Source organism: Synechococcus sp. N32, assembly GCF_900473895.1.
GTDB lineage: Bacteria > Cyanobacteriota > Cyanobacteriia > PCC-6307 > Cyanobiaceae > Parasynechococcus.
The window spans coordinates 83,424-99,493 of sequence record NZ_UCND01000012.1 but is presented as its reverse complement, the minus strand read 5'-3'; the positions used below and the strand labels follow the sequence as shown (position 1 = coordinate 99,493).

The 16,070-nt window shown below is 61.6% G+C and carries 20 protein-coding genes; 9 read left to right on the top strand and 11 right to left on the bottom strand.

Features of this window, described 5'->3' with window-relative positions:
- Together DXY35_RS07125 and DXY35_RS07120 are read left to right on the top strand one after the other, a co-directional pair.
- A partial coding sequence (locus tag DXY35_RS07125) for a GTP-binding protein (protein WP_137006721.1) occupies positions 1-533 on the top strand: 533 nt, incomplete at its 5' end.
- 17 nt (positions 534-550) lie between these two features.
- Positions 551-733, top strand: coding sequence for a hypothetical protein (locus DXY35_RS07120; protein WP_114988287.1), 183 nt, complete (start codon positions 551-553; stop codon positions 731-733).
- A 46-nt stretch (positions 734-779) separates the two neighbouring features.
- On the opposite strand, the gene DXY35_RS07115 is transcribed toward DXY35_RS07120, so the two are convergent.
- Positions 780-1,850, bottom strand: a complete 1,071-nt coding sequence (locus tag DXY35_RS07115) for an ABC transporter ATP-binding protein (protein ID WP_115081731.1) — start codon at positions 1,848-1,850, stop codon at positions 780-782.
- 64 nt (positions 1,851-1,914) lie between these two features.
- On the opposite strand from DXY35_RS07115, the gene DXY35_RS07110 reads away from it, so the two are divergent.
- The gene (locus DXY35_RS07110) at positions 1,915-3,609 is read left to right on the top strand and encodes an iron ABC transporter permease (protein ID WP_244272994.1); all 1,695 of its coding nucleotides are present in this window, start codon (positions 1,915-1,917) and stop codon (positions 3,607-3,609) included.
- Here the strand turns inward: DXY35_RS07110 and DXY35_RS07105 are convergent.
- Genes DXY35_RS07105 through DXY35_RS07085 form a run of 5 tightly spaced genes read right to left on the bottom strand, consistent with a single transcriptional unit; the run spans position 3,586 to position 7,978 of the window.
- Positions 3,586-4,557 (bottom strand): metallophosphoesterase, encoded by a 972-nt coding sequence (locus DXY35_RS07105; protein ID WP_115081729.1) that lies wholly within the window; start codon positions 4,555-4,557, stop codon positions 3,586-3,588. The genes DXY35_RS07110 and DXY35_RS07105 overlap by 24 nt on opposite strands.
- A gap of 34 nt (positions 4,558-4,591) precedes the next feature.
- Positions 4,592-5,506 (bottom strand): lysylphosphatidylglycerol synthase domain-containing protein, encoded by a 915-nt coding sequence (locus DXY35_RS07100; protein ID WP_115081728.1) that lies wholly within the window; start codon positions 5,504-5,506, stop codon positions 4,592-4,594.
- A complete protein-coding gene (larC, locus tag DXY35_RS07095) occupies positions 5,506-6,714 on the bottom strand; it encodes a nickel pincer cofactor biosynthesis protein LarC (protein ID WP_115081714.1) in 1,209 nt (402 codons plus the stop codon). The genes DXY35_RS07100 and larC overlap by 1 nt, the downstream gene beginning before the upstream one ends.
- Positions 6,711-7,358, bottom strand: coding sequence for a hypothetical protein (locus DXY35_RS07090; RefSeq protein ID WP_115081713.1), 648 nt, complete (start codon positions 7,356-7,358; stop codon positions 6,711-6,713). The genes larC and DXY35_RS07090 overlap by 4 nt, the downstream gene beginning before the upstream one ends.
- Positions 7,358-7,978 (bottom strand): hypothetical protein, encoded by a 621-nt coding sequence (locus DXY35_RS07085; RefSeq protein WP_115081712.1) that lies wholly within the window; start codon positions 7,976-7,978, stop codon positions 7,358-7,360. Before DXY35_RS07085 ends, DXY35_RS07090 begins: the two co-directional genes overlap by 1 nt.
- Before the next feature lie 93 nt (positions 7,979-8,071).
- Here DXY35_RS07085 and DXY35_RS07080 point away from each other — a divergent pair, with 93 nt between their 5' ends.
- A complete protein-coding gene (locus tag DXY35_RS07080) occupies positions 8,072-8,884 on the top strand; it encodes a hypothetical protein (RefSeq protein ID WP_244272990.1) in 813 nt (270 codons plus the stop codon).
- On the opposite strand, the gene DXY35_RS07075 is transcribed toward DXY35_RS07080, so the two are convergent.
- The gene (locus tag DXY35_RS07075; RefSeq protein WP_115081711.1) at positions 8,850-9,134 is read right to left on the bottom strand and encodes a hypothetical protein; all 285 of its coding nucleotides are present in this window, start codon (positions 9,132-9,134) and stop codon (positions 8,850-8,852) included. The two genes, DXY35_RS07080 and DXY35_RS07075, sit on opposite strands and share 35 nt — an antisense overlap.
- A gap of 22 nt (positions 9,135-9,156) precedes the next feature.
- On the opposite strand from DXY35_RS07075, the gene xth reads away from it, so the two are divergent.
- The gene (gene xth, locus DXY35_RS07070; protein ID WP_115081710.1) at positions 9,157-10,020 is read left to right on the top strand and encodes an exodeoxyribonuclease III; all 864 of its coding nucleotides are present in this window, start codon (positions 9,157-9,159) and stop codon (positions 10,018-10,020) included.
- 6 nt (positions 10,021-10,026) lie between these two features.
- On the opposite strand, the gene DXY35_RS07065 is transcribed toward xth, so the two are convergent.
- Positions 10,027-11,478 carry an FAD-linked oxidase C-terminal domain-containing protein gene (locus DXY35_RS07065; RefSeq protein ID WP_115081709.1) on the bottom strand — a complete coding sequence of 484 codons (1,452 nt, stop codon included), beginning with the start codon at positions 11,476-11,478 and terminating at the stop codon, positions 10,027-10,029.
- Positions 11,479-11,614: 136 nt separating this feature from the next.
- On the opposite strand from DXY35_RS07065, the gene hemL reads away from it, so the two are divergent.
- From hemL to DXY35_RS07050, 3 genes are read left to right on the top strand one after another with little or no spacing between them, the layout of a single operon-like run.
- Entirely contained in the window at positions 11,615-12,916 is a 1,302-nt protein-coding gene (hemL, locus tag DXY35_RS07060; RefSeq protein WP_115081708.1) for a glutamate-1-semialdehyde 2,1-aminomutase, read from the top strand.
- A 7-nt stretch (positions 12,917-12,923) separates the two neighbouring features.
- Complete coding sequence (locus tag DXY35_RS07055; RefSeq protein WP_244272988.1) at positions 12,924-13,388, top strand: hypothetical protein; 465 nt, start codon at positions 12,924-12,926, stop codon at positions 13,386-13,388.
- Positions 13,363-13,782: a cytidine deaminase gene (locus DXY35_RS07050; RefSeq protein WP_115081707.1), complete on the top strand. Its 420-nt coding sequence runs from the start codon at positions 13,363-13,365 to the stop codon at positions 13,780-13,782. The genes DXY35_RS07055 and DXY35_RS07050 overlap by 26 nt, the downstream gene beginning before the upstream one ends.
- Positions 13,783-13,854: 72 nt before the next feature.
- Here the strand turns inward: DXY35_RS07050 and DXY35_RS07045 are convergent, their stop codons facing one another.
- Both DXY35_RS07045 and DXY35_RS07040 read right to left on the bottom strand, forming a co-directional pair.
- Positions 13,855-14,325, bottom strand: a complete 471-nt coding sequence (locus DXY35_RS07045) for a nucleoside 2-deoxyribosyltransferase (RefSeq protein WP_115081706.1) — start codon at positions 14,323-14,325, stop codon at positions 13,855-13,857.
- A complete protein-coding gene (locus DXY35_RS07040) occupies positions 14,325-14,717 on the bottom strand; it encodes a phosphoribosyltransferase (protein ID WP_115081705.1) in 393 nt (130 codons plus the stop codon). The genes DXY35_RS07045 and DXY35_RS07040 overlap by 1 nt, the downstream gene beginning before the upstream one ends.
- A gap of 35 nt (positions 14,718-14,752) precedes the next feature.
- Here DXY35_RS07040 and DXY35_RS07035 point away from each other — a divergent pair, with 35 nt between their 5' ends.
- On the top strand, positions 14,753-14,998 hold the full coding sequence (locus DXY35_RS07035) for a hypothetical protein (RefSeq protein WP_115081704.1): 246 nt from the start codon (positions 14,753-14,755) through the stop codon (positions 14,996-14,998).
- Between the two features lie 18 nt (positions 14,999-15,016).
- On the opposite strand, the gene DXY35_RS07030 is transcribed toward DXY35_RS07035, so the two are convergent.
- Positions 15,017-16,012 carry a glycosyltransferase family 2 protein gene (locus DXY35_RS07030; protein WP_115081703.1) on the bottom strand — a complete coding sequence of 332 codons (996 nt, stop codon included), beginning with the start codon at positions 16,010-16,012 and terminating at the stop codon, positions 15,017-15,019.
- Between the last annotated feature and the right edge of the window lie 58 nt (positions 16,013-16,070).

Here is a 16,070-nt window from a genome sequence, read left to right as displayed (position 1 = left end):
TCCCTCTACCCCTGCTGCTCAGCGTTGGACTATTCGAATCCGACAAGGTGAGTTCCCCTGCCGACGATCCGAGCCTGGATCACAGCGACTGCGACCACGACCATGGCCACTGCAGCCATGACCACAATCACGGTCATGAACACGGGCACGATCACAACCATGGGCACGATCACGGTCATGACCATGGCCACCATCACCACAGCCACAACCACGGCGACCATCAGGACATCGAGGGATTTACATCCGTGTCCTTCCAAAGTGATGGCCCCTTCTCCCTGCGCAAGTTCCAGAACTTCCTCGACAACCAGATGCCCCAGGAGGTGTTCCGGGCCAAGGGAGTCTTGTGGTTCAACGAAAGCGAACGCCGCCATGTGTTCCATCTGGCGGGCAAACGCTTTTCCATCGACGACACCGACTGGACCGGTGATCGCAAGAATCAATTGGTACTGATCGGCCGCGACATCGACCACAGCACCCTGCGGGAACAACTCAAGGCCTGTGTGGCACCGGATGCAGGAAAAGGTTTCAGCTGATTCAGCAGAACCCAGGAATGGTGCTTATTGTGCGTGCCATGGGAGAAACCTCAATGGTCGAACCACTGCTGCTTGGAACGGTTTTTGTTCTTGCCAGCCTGCTGCTGTGGCTTCTGGCTGATTCCGATGATGACAACGGCGGTGGCGGCTTACGCCAGCCGGTGCTTGTGCCCATCCCGGTGCGTCATCACCAACGCTGAAACCATCAATTCTTTTCCCCAATCCTCCGCTGCGGCGGGGGATTTTTTATGCCAGCGCCTGGCCAAGCGGAAGCAGCGTTACTCTGGCCCCATCCCTGAAGCTGAGGCGACAACGGGCGTGGGGAGGATGCTCCTGTTCGATCGGACAGTGGGCCCGCACCAGCACATCCGCGACACGGATTCGGTACTCCCATGCATCCCCCAGAAATTCACGGCCCAGCACGCTGGCCTCTCCTTCGGCATCGGCGACGACAGTGATGTCGTGCGGATCCACGAGCACACAACAGTCACCGGAGGCTTCGCGGTCCGCCTGGACCCATGGGGCCGATGCATCCAGATCTCCCAGGAGACAAGACAACTGGCCTTGGCCATGGGCCTGCACTGGAATCAAATTGCGTTGAAGCACAAAGGATCCAACAAAAGGCGTCGCCGGTGACCTCACGATCTCGGGAGGCGATGCACATTGATGCAGCACACCATCCCGCATGACGGCAACGCGATCACAGATCGCCAGAGCTTCTCCGGGGTCATGGGTGACGATCACGCCGCTCGCACCGCAGGCGTCCAGTACGGAGGAGAGCTCACTGCGCAGGCGGAGCCTCACCTCCACATCCAGGCTTGAAAAAGGCTCATCAAGCAGAACCACCCTGGGCGCTGGTGCCAGAGCGCGTGCCAACGCCAGCCGCTGCCGCTGGCCACCGGAGAGCTGGTGCGGGTAGCGCTGCTCGAGCCCCTTCAGCCCCAGCAACGCAAACAACCAGGCCACGCGCTCACGGTTGGGATTCCGCCGGGGCAAACCGAAACTGGCGTTCTGCCAAGCGTTCAGGTGAGGGAAGAGGGCGTAATCCTGGAACACCATGCCAACGCCCCGACGTTCCGGTTCCATCCAGATCCCATCTCCAGCCACCGTGCGCTGATCCAGCTGCACCGTGCCGCGCCGGGGGCGTTCGAAGCCGGCAATCAAGCGGAGCAGGGTGGTCTTGCCACAGCCGGAGGGGCCCAGCAGGCCCAGCAGCTCCCCTGGCGCCACCTGAAGATCCACCCCCTTCAGGGTCCAGCCGTCAGAGGCGTCGCCGTAGCTGTGCCAGACCCCGTTTAAAGCAACCGTTGGCTCCATCGGGAGCAGCTGTTCCACAGATCAGATGAAGCTTGGGAACCGACCGAGCTTATGAGTGTGACAAATGATCGAAGCCGGTGTGCGGTTTGCACGCCCTGAATCAGATCCCCATCGTTCATCGCCAGACTCGTTCCATGGCAATGTCGCAACACGACGTCGCGACAACGGTGTCCGGCCCATCCCTGAAGTGAAGTTGCTGCCCAACCGGAGTGTTGTTCCAAGCCCAACCCGGCTGGCCCTGATCCTGATCGCCTCCATCACTGGCCTGGTTGCGATCTGGCCGGTGTTGACGCTGGTGAGGGAGGCCCTGACGTCTTTGCACAGCGGCTTCAGCGATCTTGGCCCCGATGGCATACGCCAGATCGTTGGCACCATCCAGCTGCTGCTCGGAACAGCAACGCTGGGCACCTTGCTTGGCACTGCGAACGGTTGGCTGCTGTGCAACTGCCGTTTTCCCGGTCGGGCATGGCTGCGCATCGCCCAGCTGATTCCCCTGGCAACGCCGGCCTATCTCCTCTCGGCGATCCTCGTTGATCTGGGCAGTCGCCACAGCTGGACCATTCACGGCATGGGGTGGGGCATTGCTGTGATGGCCCTGACGACCTACCCCTATGTGTTCCTGTTGAGCACGGAAAGTTTCTCCGTCAGCGGTCAGCGTCAGCTGGAGGCATGCCGGAGCCTGGGGGTTGGTCCCTGGTCAGCCTTCCGGCGTGTGGCCTTGCCCATTGCACTGCCCGCGATCGGAGCCGGCGTCGCTCTCATGGGCATGGAAGTGGTCAATGAGCTGGGTGCCGTGCAGCTGCTCGGCATCCCGAGTCTCTCCGCGGGCATCCTGGAAACCTGGCAGTCCAACGGCGATCCCGCAGGCGCCATCGGCTTGGCCTTGATCACGCTGGTGATCGTGTTGACGTTGGTGGTGTGTGAACGCAGCCTGCGCAGGCGCAGTCGGCGCTGGAGCGATGGCGTGGCCGGCGGGGATGCAACCGCCTGGCACCTGCATGGATTCCGCGCTGGGGTGGCGCAACTGCTCGCCGTGATCCCTCCGATCGTGAGCCTGGGCACCCCACTGCTGTGGGCCGCCAGCAACTTGGACCAGCTCCAAACCAGCTGGAACGACGATCTGATCAGTCTGAGCGGCCGCAGTCTTTTGCTGGCTCTGGTCGCTGCTGTTTTGGCGGTAACGGCAGCGCTGGTGCTGGCCATCGCCAAACGCTGGTCCAGCGCCCCATGGCTGAAAAGCCTCAGCTTCCTGGCCGGAACGGGCTACGCCATCCCCGGCACCGTCCTGGCTCTGGCCCTTTTGCTCACGGGCGCCCCCTGGCAGGTCGCCCCCTTGCTCCTGCTGCTGTGGGGCTACAGCGATCGATTTCTGGCGGTGGCGAAAGGAGGCCTGGATGCAGCCCTGGAACGGATCAGCCCGAGCCTCGATGAGGCGGCGACGGGGATGGGATCACCGTGGCAGCGCGTGCTCCAACGGGTGCATTTGCCCCTCTTGCGCGGACCGATCACCGTCGGACTGCTGCTGGTGTTCGTGGATACGGTGAAAGAGCTTCCCCTCACCTTCGCCCTGCGGCCTTTTGACTTCGACACGCTCTCGGTGCGCGTGTTCCAGTACGCCGGCGATGAACGGCTGGCCGAAGCGATGTTGCCGGCCCTGATGATCCTCCTCCTGGGGCTGGTGGCCGCCATGGCCTTGGTGCCAACCCTGGATCACGCCTCCAGACGAGAGGGCTCGTCACCCCCGCAGCAAACGCTCTGATGCGTTGCGCTGGAGCAAGCCAGCGCGGGTGTTGAGACGGAGCGGGAGTGTGGACCAGGAGAGCGGCCGTCCCGTGGACACGGCGTAGGTGGTCTCCCGCAGGGTGCCCCTGCCCCCATCGATCTCCAACAAGGTGAAGGTCTGCTGTGCTGGCGCTTCACCACGCAACAGGCGCCGGGGGCCACTGCCCAAGGCACCGAGCTGGATCAGATCAAGCTGGCCACGACGGCTGGAGAACCAGGTGTGGTGATGACCACTGATGTAGGCCTGCACGCCGGCGGCATCCATCAAGGCCTGAAGTGCACCTCCCCGCTCCAACACCTCACCGGGGCGATCCTTGCCCAGACCAACCCCAGCCAGGGGGAGATGACCCACCACAAACCGAGCACGGGCCTTTTGTGCCTCGGTGCTGGCCAACTGCTGTTGTGCCCAGATCAGCTGATCCTCAGGAACACGGGCTGAGCTGGCATCCCAGACCAGCCAGAAGATCCCGTCCTGCAGCACCGAGTAGCGAAACGGGAACTGCGAGGCATCCACAAACACCAATCCCATCCGTGAACGGATCGGGGTCCAGAACCGACCCACAGCAGCACGATCCATGGGGAAACCCGGTGAACCGTCATGGTTCCCGATCGCTGGCAGCAGTGGAATCTTCGCCGCCTGAAGCCGCTGCAGAACCGACGTCTCAAAGCCCCGCCACATGGCATCCAGCTGCTGACCCGTGAGGCCTCGCATCTGACCCGCGACCATGTCGCCAGCACACACCACCAGATCCGGCTGCAGGCCAATGAGCTGATCAAGCCCCTGATCCACGGCAGGGATGTAGCGGGTGGAGCCATAGCTGCTGTTGAGATCGCTGATCAGCCCAACCCGTTGAACAGCTCCCCTTGCGGCGCTCAAGGGCAGGGCCGCTGCCGTAAGACCGGTGCCAAGCACCAACTGCAGCATCCGTCGACGACTCAGCAACACAACAGCACGGGGGTCAGCGGTGGCGTTTCAAACGTTGGCCCAGCATCCGATCGGCCACCAGGGCCCCGCTGGCAACAACATCGGCCAGGGTGGAGAGAAGTCGGTAGCTGAGAACCACCGCGAGCAACTGCGCCTCTGGTACGGCAGCACCCAAACGCAGCAGCAGGGTGGCCTCAAACACCCCGAGCCCCCCAGGGGCACCAGGCACCACCAGCCCAACGGCATAGGCCAGACCAAAGGCCGCAAGCCAGGTGAACGGTGCCGGACTTTGAATGCCGAAGGCCTGCACGCTGCACCAGAACCCGGCAAAGCGGCAGAACACAAACAGCAGCTGAAGGCTGAGGGGCCGCCAGGGATAGCCGCCGCGGCCGCTTCCCTCACTTTCCAGTGCCCCACTGCCAAGCGACTGCAATTGCGCTGCCTTGGAACGCTCCAGTCGACGCAGAAGGGGCTCGCGCCAGCGGGACATCATCAACAGCGCGGGCCATGGAGCCAGCAGGGCAAGGCCCTGCTGCCATCCACCAGCAACCACAACAAGAACGGACGCCGCCACGATCAGGAGTGGATCAAGGATCACCCCAGCCAGGGCAGGGCCGCCGCCAATCGCCGGACGCAGCACGCGGACCCGCTCCACCAGATGCCAGATCCCACCCGGCAGGTACTTGAGAAGGTTGCTCCGCACAAACAGCGGCACCACCGCAACCCCCTGGGGAGGATGTCTCAACCAGATCAGAAGGTCGCGCCAGGCCAGACCATTGATCAGGATGCTGAGCCAGGTGAGGCCCAGCCCCAGCACCAGCCACCACCAACCGTTGGCCACCAAGCTCAGCTGGCGAAGTTGGCCCGCCTGCTGGGCCAAAGCCACAGCGATGAAGATCAGGCTGGCCAGCGTGATCCAGAGCTTGGGTTTCCGGAGAACCTTGCCCATCAGGCCCAATCGTCCGTGCTGACGAACGGCGCTACTGCAACAGCAGCCCGCAGCTCATCAAAGGAACACCCAGTGCTGGCCTGAAGAGCCTCAAGGGCATCCGCCTCGGCTTTGACGGTGCAACGGCCATCGGGGCGACGCACCTGTTTGGCGGCGACGGGACCCCAGGGCGTTTCGAGCACACCCTGCCGCCTCGGCAACACCCAGCGTCCCTGGCGCCGCTCCCGCAGGCCGATGCTGCTGCCAGCAGTGAGCCAGAGGCTGCGGAGCTGGTCGGCATCCCCATCCCGCACCAGCGACATGAGCAACTGACCACTGCGGCCCTTTTTCATCAGCAACGGCTGCACCGCCACATCAATCGCTCCCGCATCACGCAAGCGATTCATCAACACCGCAATCTCCTCTGGAGTGGCGTCATCGATCCAGGCTTCCTGCACCACCAACGACTCCCAACGGGGACCTTCCTCCGCAGTAACGGCTGGGGTGTGCAGCACAAGGCGCACCAGGTTGGGGCGATCCAGTTGGCGGTGGCCGAGGCCAACACCAACCTTGTCAGCCACCAAACGTTCAGGAGCGACAAACTGATCCGCCAGAACTGACACCAGGGCGAGGCCCGTGGGCGTCACCAACTCTCCTGTGGGCAGATCTCCGCCCTGAAGCAGAGGAATGCGGTGACGTCGTGCCAGTTCAAGCACGGCGGGCACGGGCACGGGCAACAGGCCATGGGCGGTTGCCACCGTTCCGCTCCCCGCAGGCAACGGAGAACAGACGATCCTGGCTGGATTGAGGTCGTCAATCGCCGCACAGACACCCACCACATCCACGAGGGCATCGATGGCTCCAACCTCATGGAAGTGAACGGCCTCCACCGGAGTTCCATGCACGGTGGCTTCGGCTTCCGCCAGACGGGTGAACACGGCGAGCACCCGTTGCTTCAGCGATGGCGCTAAAGCAGCTGCATTGATTTGATCACGGATCCCCGACCAATGGCGGTGGGGCGGCTGATCCTCAAGACCCTCCACATCAACGCGGATGCCTCGGAGACCAGCACTGCGCGCCTCCTGCTGGGTGAGGCGATAGCGCCCCGTCAAACCGAGGGCCGCCAGAGGCGACTCCACCACGGCCTGGTCCACACCCAGATCAAACAGTGCGGCCAGGAGCATGTCCCCTGCCAACCCTGTTGGTGCATCAATCCAAAGAGCGCTCATCGCCCTAGACGCGGAGCCGCCTCCAACAGAACAAAGGCCTGCTGATCAAGCACCTCCCGCTGCTGACGCAACTGCTGCTCAATCTCCCTCCGGGCGCGGCGCTGCTCCCGCTGGGCGGTGGCCACGTCATGGCCCGACAGTCCCCAAAGCCGTCCCAGCAAAGCGCGGTCATCGGCCCCACCACGGGCCTTGCCGAAAACCACGGTCTCAGCAGCGATGCCGGCCTGAAGCACCCGGCTCCAACGGCGTAGATCCTCAAGCGGCATGCGGACGCTGTCCGGCACGGCGAACTCCGTGGCGCCGCTGCTTCGCAGTCCTGCACGCACACAGGCCAGGGTTCCCACCAGCACCTGCTGAACCGGAAGTTGCTCCGCTTCCGCGATCAGAACATGGCCCGCCTCATGCACCGCAATCCGACGCAGACGCTCCTGCCCACCGGGCAAAGCTTCGGCAAGGATGTGCCCGCCCATGCCTTCCCAGGTGGCGGCATCAACGCTGAGGGTGACCAGGGCACCCCCAACCGCCACAACGATCCAGGCAGCAGACAGACCCAGGGCAGGACCAAAAGCGCCGAGGGCAGTGATGCCGGCAACGGCAATGCCGGCCCGAAGTGCCCCCGTGGAGCCCTGCCCCCCCTCGGCCATCAGCTGCGAGCGCGGGAGGTGGCACGGCCACGACCTCCCTTGGATTTGCCGCCACGCGTCGGCATCGGAGCAATCACGTCGTGATTTTCGAGGTGCAGTTCCTGGCCCTGGCGGCGCAGGTCAAGGCTGACGAAGTGACGCAGGTTTTCGAGGGGGAGCTCTCCCTTGATCTGGAGCTTGAAGGGAAGTGGACGGTGGCCGTCGGCACGGGCCTGCTGCCGCACCTTCACCACCATTTCGCCGGTTTCCGGCTTGGTGAAGATCAACTCGCCTCGAACGGAAAAGAAGTCGTCCCCTTCCGGCAGGGTGTCGGAGGCATCGGCTTGGTCTGGAGCCAGGGTGCTGGGTTCCCAGACCCCAGCGATCTGCAGATGCAGATGATCACTTTCACGGCTTCTGGGATACACGACCCAAAGGTGGGGTTGATCCAGGGGCAGATGCCGCCGCATCAGGGTGAGCACACGACCGAGCACGACGGTTTCCAGGGGGACCCCCTGGGCATCGGTCAAGGTGCCACGGGTGAGTTGCTCGGGGTCGGTTGGGGCATAAGTGCCGCGCACAAGACCGATGGCCCGGTACTGCAACGGCTCTGTGACCGGGGGAATCGGATGGGCGCGCATTGATGCTGAACCGGGCGGAGTCAAAAGCCCTCGTAAAGACTGTAGCCAGCCCACTGCAATCTCCTCAGACTGAAGTGGCTGATTCGAGATCGGATGCCCAGCCCGCGCCGGATTCTGTTGCTGCTGGCATCCATGGTGGGGGCTGCACTGGTCGGTTGGATCGCCGCGGCATCGATGGCCCCGGAAACGCGAGCGCGCAGCAGTCGCCAGGCTGAAGATCTACAAGTTGAGCTGCTGATGCAACAGCTCCAGAACCAGGACGAACTCAGCGAAGCAGAACGGGGCCTGCTGCTGGAACGCTTGGTGACACTGGAGCGCCTGCAAGAGGCCGAAGTTGTGCTGCAACCGTGGCTGTCTGGCCGCTCGACGCCGCGCGAACTAACCATGTTCAAAGCCGATCTGCAACGTCGCAATGGCCAGCCCGAGGCCGCCCGATGCAGCCTCCAGCATCTGCTGCGGCTGCATCCGAATGATCTGCAGGTTCTGCAGCTGCTGGTGCTCCTGGACCAAGATCAGGGACGTCAGCGTCAGGTGACAGCAGAGCTCACGGCCCGGTTCAAGGGGCTGGAACCTGGCCAGCGTTTGGAGATCGGTTTGCTTTTGGCTGATCTGCTGCGACAAAGCGGATCCGACCAGACCGCGATGAGGTTGTACGGCCAACTGGCCACGGAGAACAAGACAGATGCAAGGCCCCTGCTGGCCTTGGCCCTATTGCGGCAAGAGCAAGGCAATTCAGAGGCGGTTCAAACCCTGCTCAAGCAAGCCCGAGAACGGCGGGACGCCAACGGAAGGATCGATCCTTTGATCGATGTTGTGGCAGCACAGCTGGGATTGAGCGCAGCCCGCAGCACCGGATCAGAACCCTCCAGCGCTACGGCGTCGCTGGAGGGTTCTGATAGGCCTTGAGGGCAGCATCAATGGCATCGGAGGGAGGCGTGGCGTCGTCCATGGCCGTCGCCCGTCGGATCTGGTTCAAGAAATCCATGGGATTGGCGGCATCCAGAATTGAGCCGCTGCCATTGGTGTCGCCGTAGATCTCGCGTTCCTCGCGGTTCTGAAAGGGAGCTTCAACCTGGGCCTCTGCACCCATCGGAAGCGTCGTCACCACCAGGGAAGACAACACAGCCTGGGCGACAGCCGCAAGACGGCGAGACATCAGCGGAATCCGGAGTTGGCTGATGCTAAGGGTCTTTGACGCCACTGGATCAGCCGTGCAGATCGCCACCTGGAACGTGAACTCGGTCCGCACACGATTGGATCAGGTGCTCAGCTGGCTGGAGAGCGAGCAACCGGATCTGCTCTGCCTGCAGGAAACCAAGGTGGATGACCCCCTGTTCCCGCTGGGAGCCTTCAAATCTGCTGGTTGGCACGTGCACATCCATGGCCAGAAGGCCTACAACGGCGTCGCCCTGATCAGCCGCGAGCCCTTGGAGGATGTGCGCTGCGGCTTTGTTGGGGAGCTCCCGGATGATGCGGAAGCGAACGAGCTCGGCGCACAGAAGCGCGTGATCAGCGCACTGCTGAATGGCGTTCGCGTGCTCAACCTTTATGTCCCGAATGGATCAAGCCTGAAGTCGGAGAAATACCCCTACAAATTGGCCTGGCTCGGCTGCCTGAAGCGTTATCTCGATGCTCAGGAGCAACGCGGAGAGCCGCTCTGCATGGTCGGCGACTTCAACATCGGCCTCGAAGCACGCGATCTTCCTGACCCCGACCGCCAGACAGGCGGAATCATGGCGAGCGATGCCGAACGCCAGGCCCTTCGTGACGCCCTCGGTGAACGGCTTCAGGACGTGTTCCGCTTGTTCGAACCGGATTCCGGTCACTGGAGCTGGTGGGATTACCGGAGCGGTGCCTGGGATCGGGACCGCGGTTGGCGCATCGACCACATCTATTTATGCGACGAGCTGCTGAGACTCGCCCGCAGCTGCGTCATCCACAAAGGCATGCGCGGCAACCAACAACCCAGCGACCACGCCCCTGTCAGCGTTGACCTGGACTGGCCTCCAACCGACGACGACGGGGATGAACCGTTCTTCTGATCCTGTTCAGTAAACCTCGACGCCGGCGGGGAGCGTCACCATCCGTTTGGCCGATTCACCACAGGTGCGCGGCGTGGGCAACACCTTGCCGGGATTGGCGCGGTTGTCTGGATCAAAAGCAGACCGCAACAGCCCCATCGTTTCCAGGTCGTCCGAGCTGAACATCCAGTCGAGGTAGCAGCGCTTGTCGGCGCCGACGCCGTGCTCTCCGCTGATGCTGCCACCGGCATCAAGACACACCCGCAGGATTGCGGCACCGAGCTCCTTCACGCTCCGCTCCACATTGGGCTGGTCCAGTGAATACAGGATCAGTGGATGAAGGTTGCCATCGCCGGCATGGAAAACATTGGCCACCGGCAGGCCGTGCTCCTGGCTGAGCCGTTCAATCGCCGCAAGCACCGACGGAAGGCTGCTGCGGGGAACGACACCGTCTTGCACGTAATAGGTCGGCGTGATTTTTCCCACCGCTGAAAACGCAGATTTGCGACCTTTCCAGAGCACCGCGCATTCCGTGGGGTCTTGGGCCCGACGCAGCCCACGGGCTCCTGCCGCGCGACAAAGCGCCTCGGCCCGCTCAGAAGAGGCCTGAACCTCAGCCTCCTGCCCATCAAGCTCAATCAGCAGAACGGCCGCTGCATCACGGGGGTACTCGTCGTAGCCGAAGAAATCATTGACGGCGTTGATGGTGACGTTGTCCATGATTTCCATACCCGCCGGCAGGAGACCACTCGCGGTGACCGATCGCACCGCTTCCCCTGCCGCTTCCATCGTGGCGAAATCCGCCAACAGCACGTTCACGCACTCCGGAGCCCGAAGCAGGCGAAGGGTGATGGCCGTCGCGATGCCCAGCGTTCCTTCGCTGCCGATGAACGCACCACGTAGGTCCAGTTCCGAGGATTCGGCCAGCCCGTTGCCCAACTGCGTGATGGTTCCGTCGGGCAGGACCACCTCAAGCCCCAGAACGTGATTGCTGGTCACGCCGTATTTGAGGCAGTGCACCCCGCCCGAATTTTCCGCCACATTGCCGCCGATGCTGCAAACCACCTGGCTGGAGGGATCCGGGGCGTAATAAAACCCGTCTCCTGCAACGGCGCGCGTCACCCAGCTGTTGATGACCCCGGGCTGCACCGTGACGCGCTGATTGGCCAGATCAAGGTCGAGCACCCGACGCATGCGACTGGTCACCACCAGAAGCGCCTGCTGATCCACCAACGCTCCCCCCGAGAGGCCGGTGCCGCTTCCGCGAGCCACAAACGGCACACCGTGTTGATGGCAGCACTGCAACACCGCAGCGACCTGCTCGGTGGTCTCCGGCAGCACCGCCAGGGGCGGACAGTGGCGCTCAAGCGTCAATCCGTCACAGTCGTAACTAAGCAGTTCCTGATGCTTCGCCACGATGGCCCGAGGGGGCAGACATCGGCGCAGATCCCTCTCCAGCACTGACCAGTCGTGGGCCACATCGGTCTCGATCTGATCAAAGACTACGCATCAAAATGCGTGGGAAGTGGGCAATTAAGAAACACAGCAAACGGAACCGGTCGTTCCTGAGTCAGGATGTTGCACGGTTTGCATCAGCCCTTTGGCGTCGGTTCCAGTGACAGCTCCCGCGTTGAACACCAGCCAATCCCAGGCCATCTTCGGCGCAGCACAGGCCCTGATGCCCGGAGGTGTCAGCTCCCCTGTGCGGGCGTTCAAGTCGGTTGGCGGTCAGCCGATCGTGTTCGATCGGGTGAAGGGTCCCTATGCCTGGGACGTGGATGGCAATAAGTACATCGACTACATCGGCAGCTGGGGACCGGCCATCTGCGGCCACGCCCACCCCGAGGTGATCGCAGCACTGCAGGAAGCGATCGAGAAGGGCACCAGCTTCGGAGCACCTTGTGCCCTGGAAAACACCCTGGCCGAAATGGTGATCGACGCTGTACCCAGCGTTGAGATGGTGCGCTTCGTCAACAGCGGCACCGAGGCCTGCATGGCTGTGTTGCGCCTGATCCGTGCCTACACCGGCCGCGACAAGGTGATCAAGTTCGAGGGCTGCTACCACGGCCATGCGGACATGTTCCTGGTGAAAGCCGGTTCCGGTGTGGCCACACTCGGCCTGCCCGACTCCCCCGGTGTCCCGCGCAGCACCACGGCCAACACCCTCACGGCGCCTTACAACGACCTCGAAGCCGTTAAGGCCCTGTTCGCCGAGAACCCCGACGCCATCGCAGGCGTGATCCTCGAGCCGATCGTCGGCAACGCCGGCTTCATTCAACCCGAACCCGGCTTCCTTGAAGGTTTGCGGGAACTCACCAAAGAGCACGGCGCTCTGCTGGTGTTTGACGAGGTGATGACCGGCTTCCGGATCAGTTACGGCGGTGCCCAGGCACATTTTGGCGTCACCCCAGATCTCACGACCATGGGCAAGGTGATCGGTGGCGGCCTTCCTGTGGGCGCCTACGGCGGCCGCGCCGACATCATGGGAATGGTGGCCCCTGCTGGGCCCATGTATCAGGCCGGAACCCTCAGTGGAAACCCCCTGGCGATGACCGCCGGCATCAAGACCCTGGAACTGCTCAAGCAGCCCGGCACCTACGAGAAGCTGACGGCCACAACCCAGAAGCTCGTGGCGGGCATCAAGGACGCCGCCCAATCCGCTGGCATGCCGATCACAGCGGCCAGCGTCAGCGCCATGTTCGGCTTCTTCCTCTGCGAAGGCCCCGTGCGCAACTTCGAAGAAGCCAAGAGCACGGATTCAGAACGCTTCGGCAAACTGCATCGCTCCATGCTCGAGCGGGGCATCTACCTCGCACCGTCAGCGTTCGAAGCCGGTTTCACGTCCCTGGCTCACTCCGACGCCGACATCGAAGCGACGATTAACGCCTTCCGCGAAAGCTTCGCGGCTGTGGCCTGATCAGTCCGTGCTGGCCTCAGCACCACCTCCACCTCCACTGGTCTGCACCATTCAGACCGTGGAGGCCCGGTGGTCTGGCCATCCAATTGCAGACATCCGACACCTCAAGCAGCAGCAGTTTCGGGTTGAGCGGAGTGAGAACCCTGCGATTGAACCTCGGACGGTGATCGACAGCAGACTCACCCCCCTGGTGGAGCGCTTCAGCAGTTCCGGTGTTGAACAGATCGCGGGCTCTCGCATGACCTATCACTGGTCCTACGAAGCCCCGTTAGGAGCGCTCACATTCAATGACTCCGGCGCCTCCAGCGGTCCTGTCCAGGAGAGTCGTGTCGCTGTGAGCGGAGATCTGGTCATTGATGATCAAAAGGGATTCGAACTCAGCCAGCAGTCCCGGCTGACCCAATCAGCTGGGACAAAAACCCTGAGCAGCCTTTTGGAAACGGCCCATGGCTCCTGCCGAGAACAACGCTGAGTGTTTACTGGCGCGAGCGCGCCGGGCCGCCGAACGTGCCCATTGCCCCTACTCGAACTTCCACGTGGGGGCCGCAGTGCGGTGTGATGACGGCAGTGTGATCGACGGCTGCAATGTGGAAAATGCCAGTTATGGCCTGAGCATCTGCGCAGAGCGGGTCGCCCTTTTCACGGCGATCAGCCAAGGCAAACAACCGATTGAACTGGCCGTGAGCTGCATCGATGCCCAGAGCGATGCAGCCACTGGATCCCGGATGCCATGCGGCGCCTGCCGTCAGGTGATGCAGGAACTGCTGCCAAGCAAGGCCAAGGTGAGCATCGATGGTGTGGGCACAAGGCAACTCGAACAACTCCTTCCTGCTGCCTTTGAGCTGAGGCAAGCAAACATCAACTGATCATCACCATCACAGCCTTGAGGCGCTCCTCCAAGAGCGAGCAGCATCAACAGACCACGATTCACCCGAACATCAGGATCGCGCCCAACAGGCCAAGGCTTTGTCGGGATCAGTGATGTCAGACACATCGCTGTAGACGTACTTCTGCCACTCCCGCACAGGGAGACCGGCAAACACCATCAGGTTGAGCGGATACTGCTCGGAATCGGTGCACCTGCGGAAATCATCCCGAAACAGGAAGGTGGGTTTACCCAGGGCAATGGCGGCACCGAGCTCCACCATGACCCCCTCATCGGGAGGCGTTCCATTCACGATGGCGAACAGCGCATCGGCATCACGCACATCCTGCAGATCCCGCTGCGCGACGCGATAGGCCCATCCGGGTTCCGCCAGATTCACCTGACCATTGCGAGCAAAGGGCTCCCAGACCTCCAATCCCAGGGCTTCCAATGCCCCGATGAACTCCGGCAACAACAGCCGCTTCCATTGCTCCGAGAAGCCATAAGGAGACGCCAAATAAATCGTTCGCGCGCTGTTGTTCATCACAGGCCCCGGGAGGCTCGGTACGCCTGCTCATCGGCACGGGCCTGTTCAAGGTTCTCCCAAGGAAACACCAGCCATTCCGACGACGCGGCAACCTCGGCTGCCACCCACCAATCAGGACGCACCTTGCTGACCCAAACCGCAAAGGATGCCTGCGGCACCTCACCTTTCAACGCCTGCAAGGTGCGTCCGGTTTCATAGACATCATCCACAATCAGGGCTGATGGCTCAGGTGCTGAGAGCAAGGGGCGATCGATGGCATGGCTGAGCGCTACGGCAAGGCACAGGCCCCCACGGGGGACCCCATAAACGCCGGTCACCGCAGAATCAGCAAAGCGTGAAGCCAACTGCTGCACCGCCAGATCGAATTGAGCCCAGCTCAGTACCTGCATAGCCGGAGAATGACACATTCAGGCCGAGCTGCACCGTGAACAGCGACATCCCACCCCAGGAACAAACCCGCAAATGGTTCCGCAGCCATCTGCTGAGCCGGGAACTGGAACTGCAGGACCTCTACGACCTGCCACAGGGGGAACTCGATTTGCTGATGGCCGAAACCGGCGAAATCCGCTCGGACACGGAAAACCGCTCCCGCAGCCACGGACGTTGGTGCACCGCTGGCTACTTCCTGGAACTGGCTCGAATCATTGACGGTCGACGAGATGCGACATGACAAACCAACATCGCAGACTTACAAGTGCCCTCTATTCATCGACAAGGAATCCCAAGCATTTTCAAAAAGCCCCAACCAAGATTGACGAAATTCAAAATCGCGCCGTAGCAACTTCAGAACCCGGTTCTGATAACTGACCTTGTGTGGATCTGAAGCAAGCAGTTGCTGCGTCGATCTGATTTCTCGATGGATCGTGCGCTTTCGATACACCCTTTGGATCCTTGCAACGCTGTCGCGAAGAGCTTGCTTGGCAGCATCAGGATCACCATCAACACTGTTCCGGAGATGATCCAACATGGATCGATCCAACGTCATGCTGTAGGGATCGAGCTGCTCAGGCCTGGACGCCAGAACGTTCAGTAAAAACGCCACACGGGCATGGCGGCTGGGAAAATCCAGCGAATCTGCATCCGCATTCAAATTCACCTGCTTCCGGCCTGAGCTCTGAGCCAGGGTTCGCCTGACCACACCACCCTCCTTCAACAGCAGATCATCAAGACCTCGAAGGTAGTAGTGCTGAACAGGGAAGTGTTGACCTTGGGCAATCCCAAGACAACGACCGGAGCCACTGGTGCTGGAAGCATGGAGACGCAACCACTTGAGCGCAGAGGTTTTAACGATCGATTTGACTTGAGGAAAAACAAAAAATCTCTTTTGAGCAGACTCAAAGAAATCATCATCCATCGATGCTGTCAGTCTCCATGGCATCAAGAGAGATTCAACATTTTCTTCATCAAGGAATCCAAATAAATCCGGATGCAAGTATTCATCCGCATCAATAACGGCAACATAGTCCTCTCGAATCAGATCTTGAACACTTCTAATTCTCTGACCCTCAGACTCATAGAAGTGAATCTCGTTTTTTGTGAATATGTCTCTACACAATGGCGCCGCTCCTGGGGAAATTACCGGATAGAAGGCCTCAACCCCAAGACGGCGATGGTGGTCAATGAAAGATTGCAGATAAGGAGCTTCGCCGTCAAAGACTCGAACTACAATGGCGAAACTGCTCACTTAATTTAGAGATTTTGACTTAAATTAGCACAAAAACCAGCACAAAATCTGTTGAGGC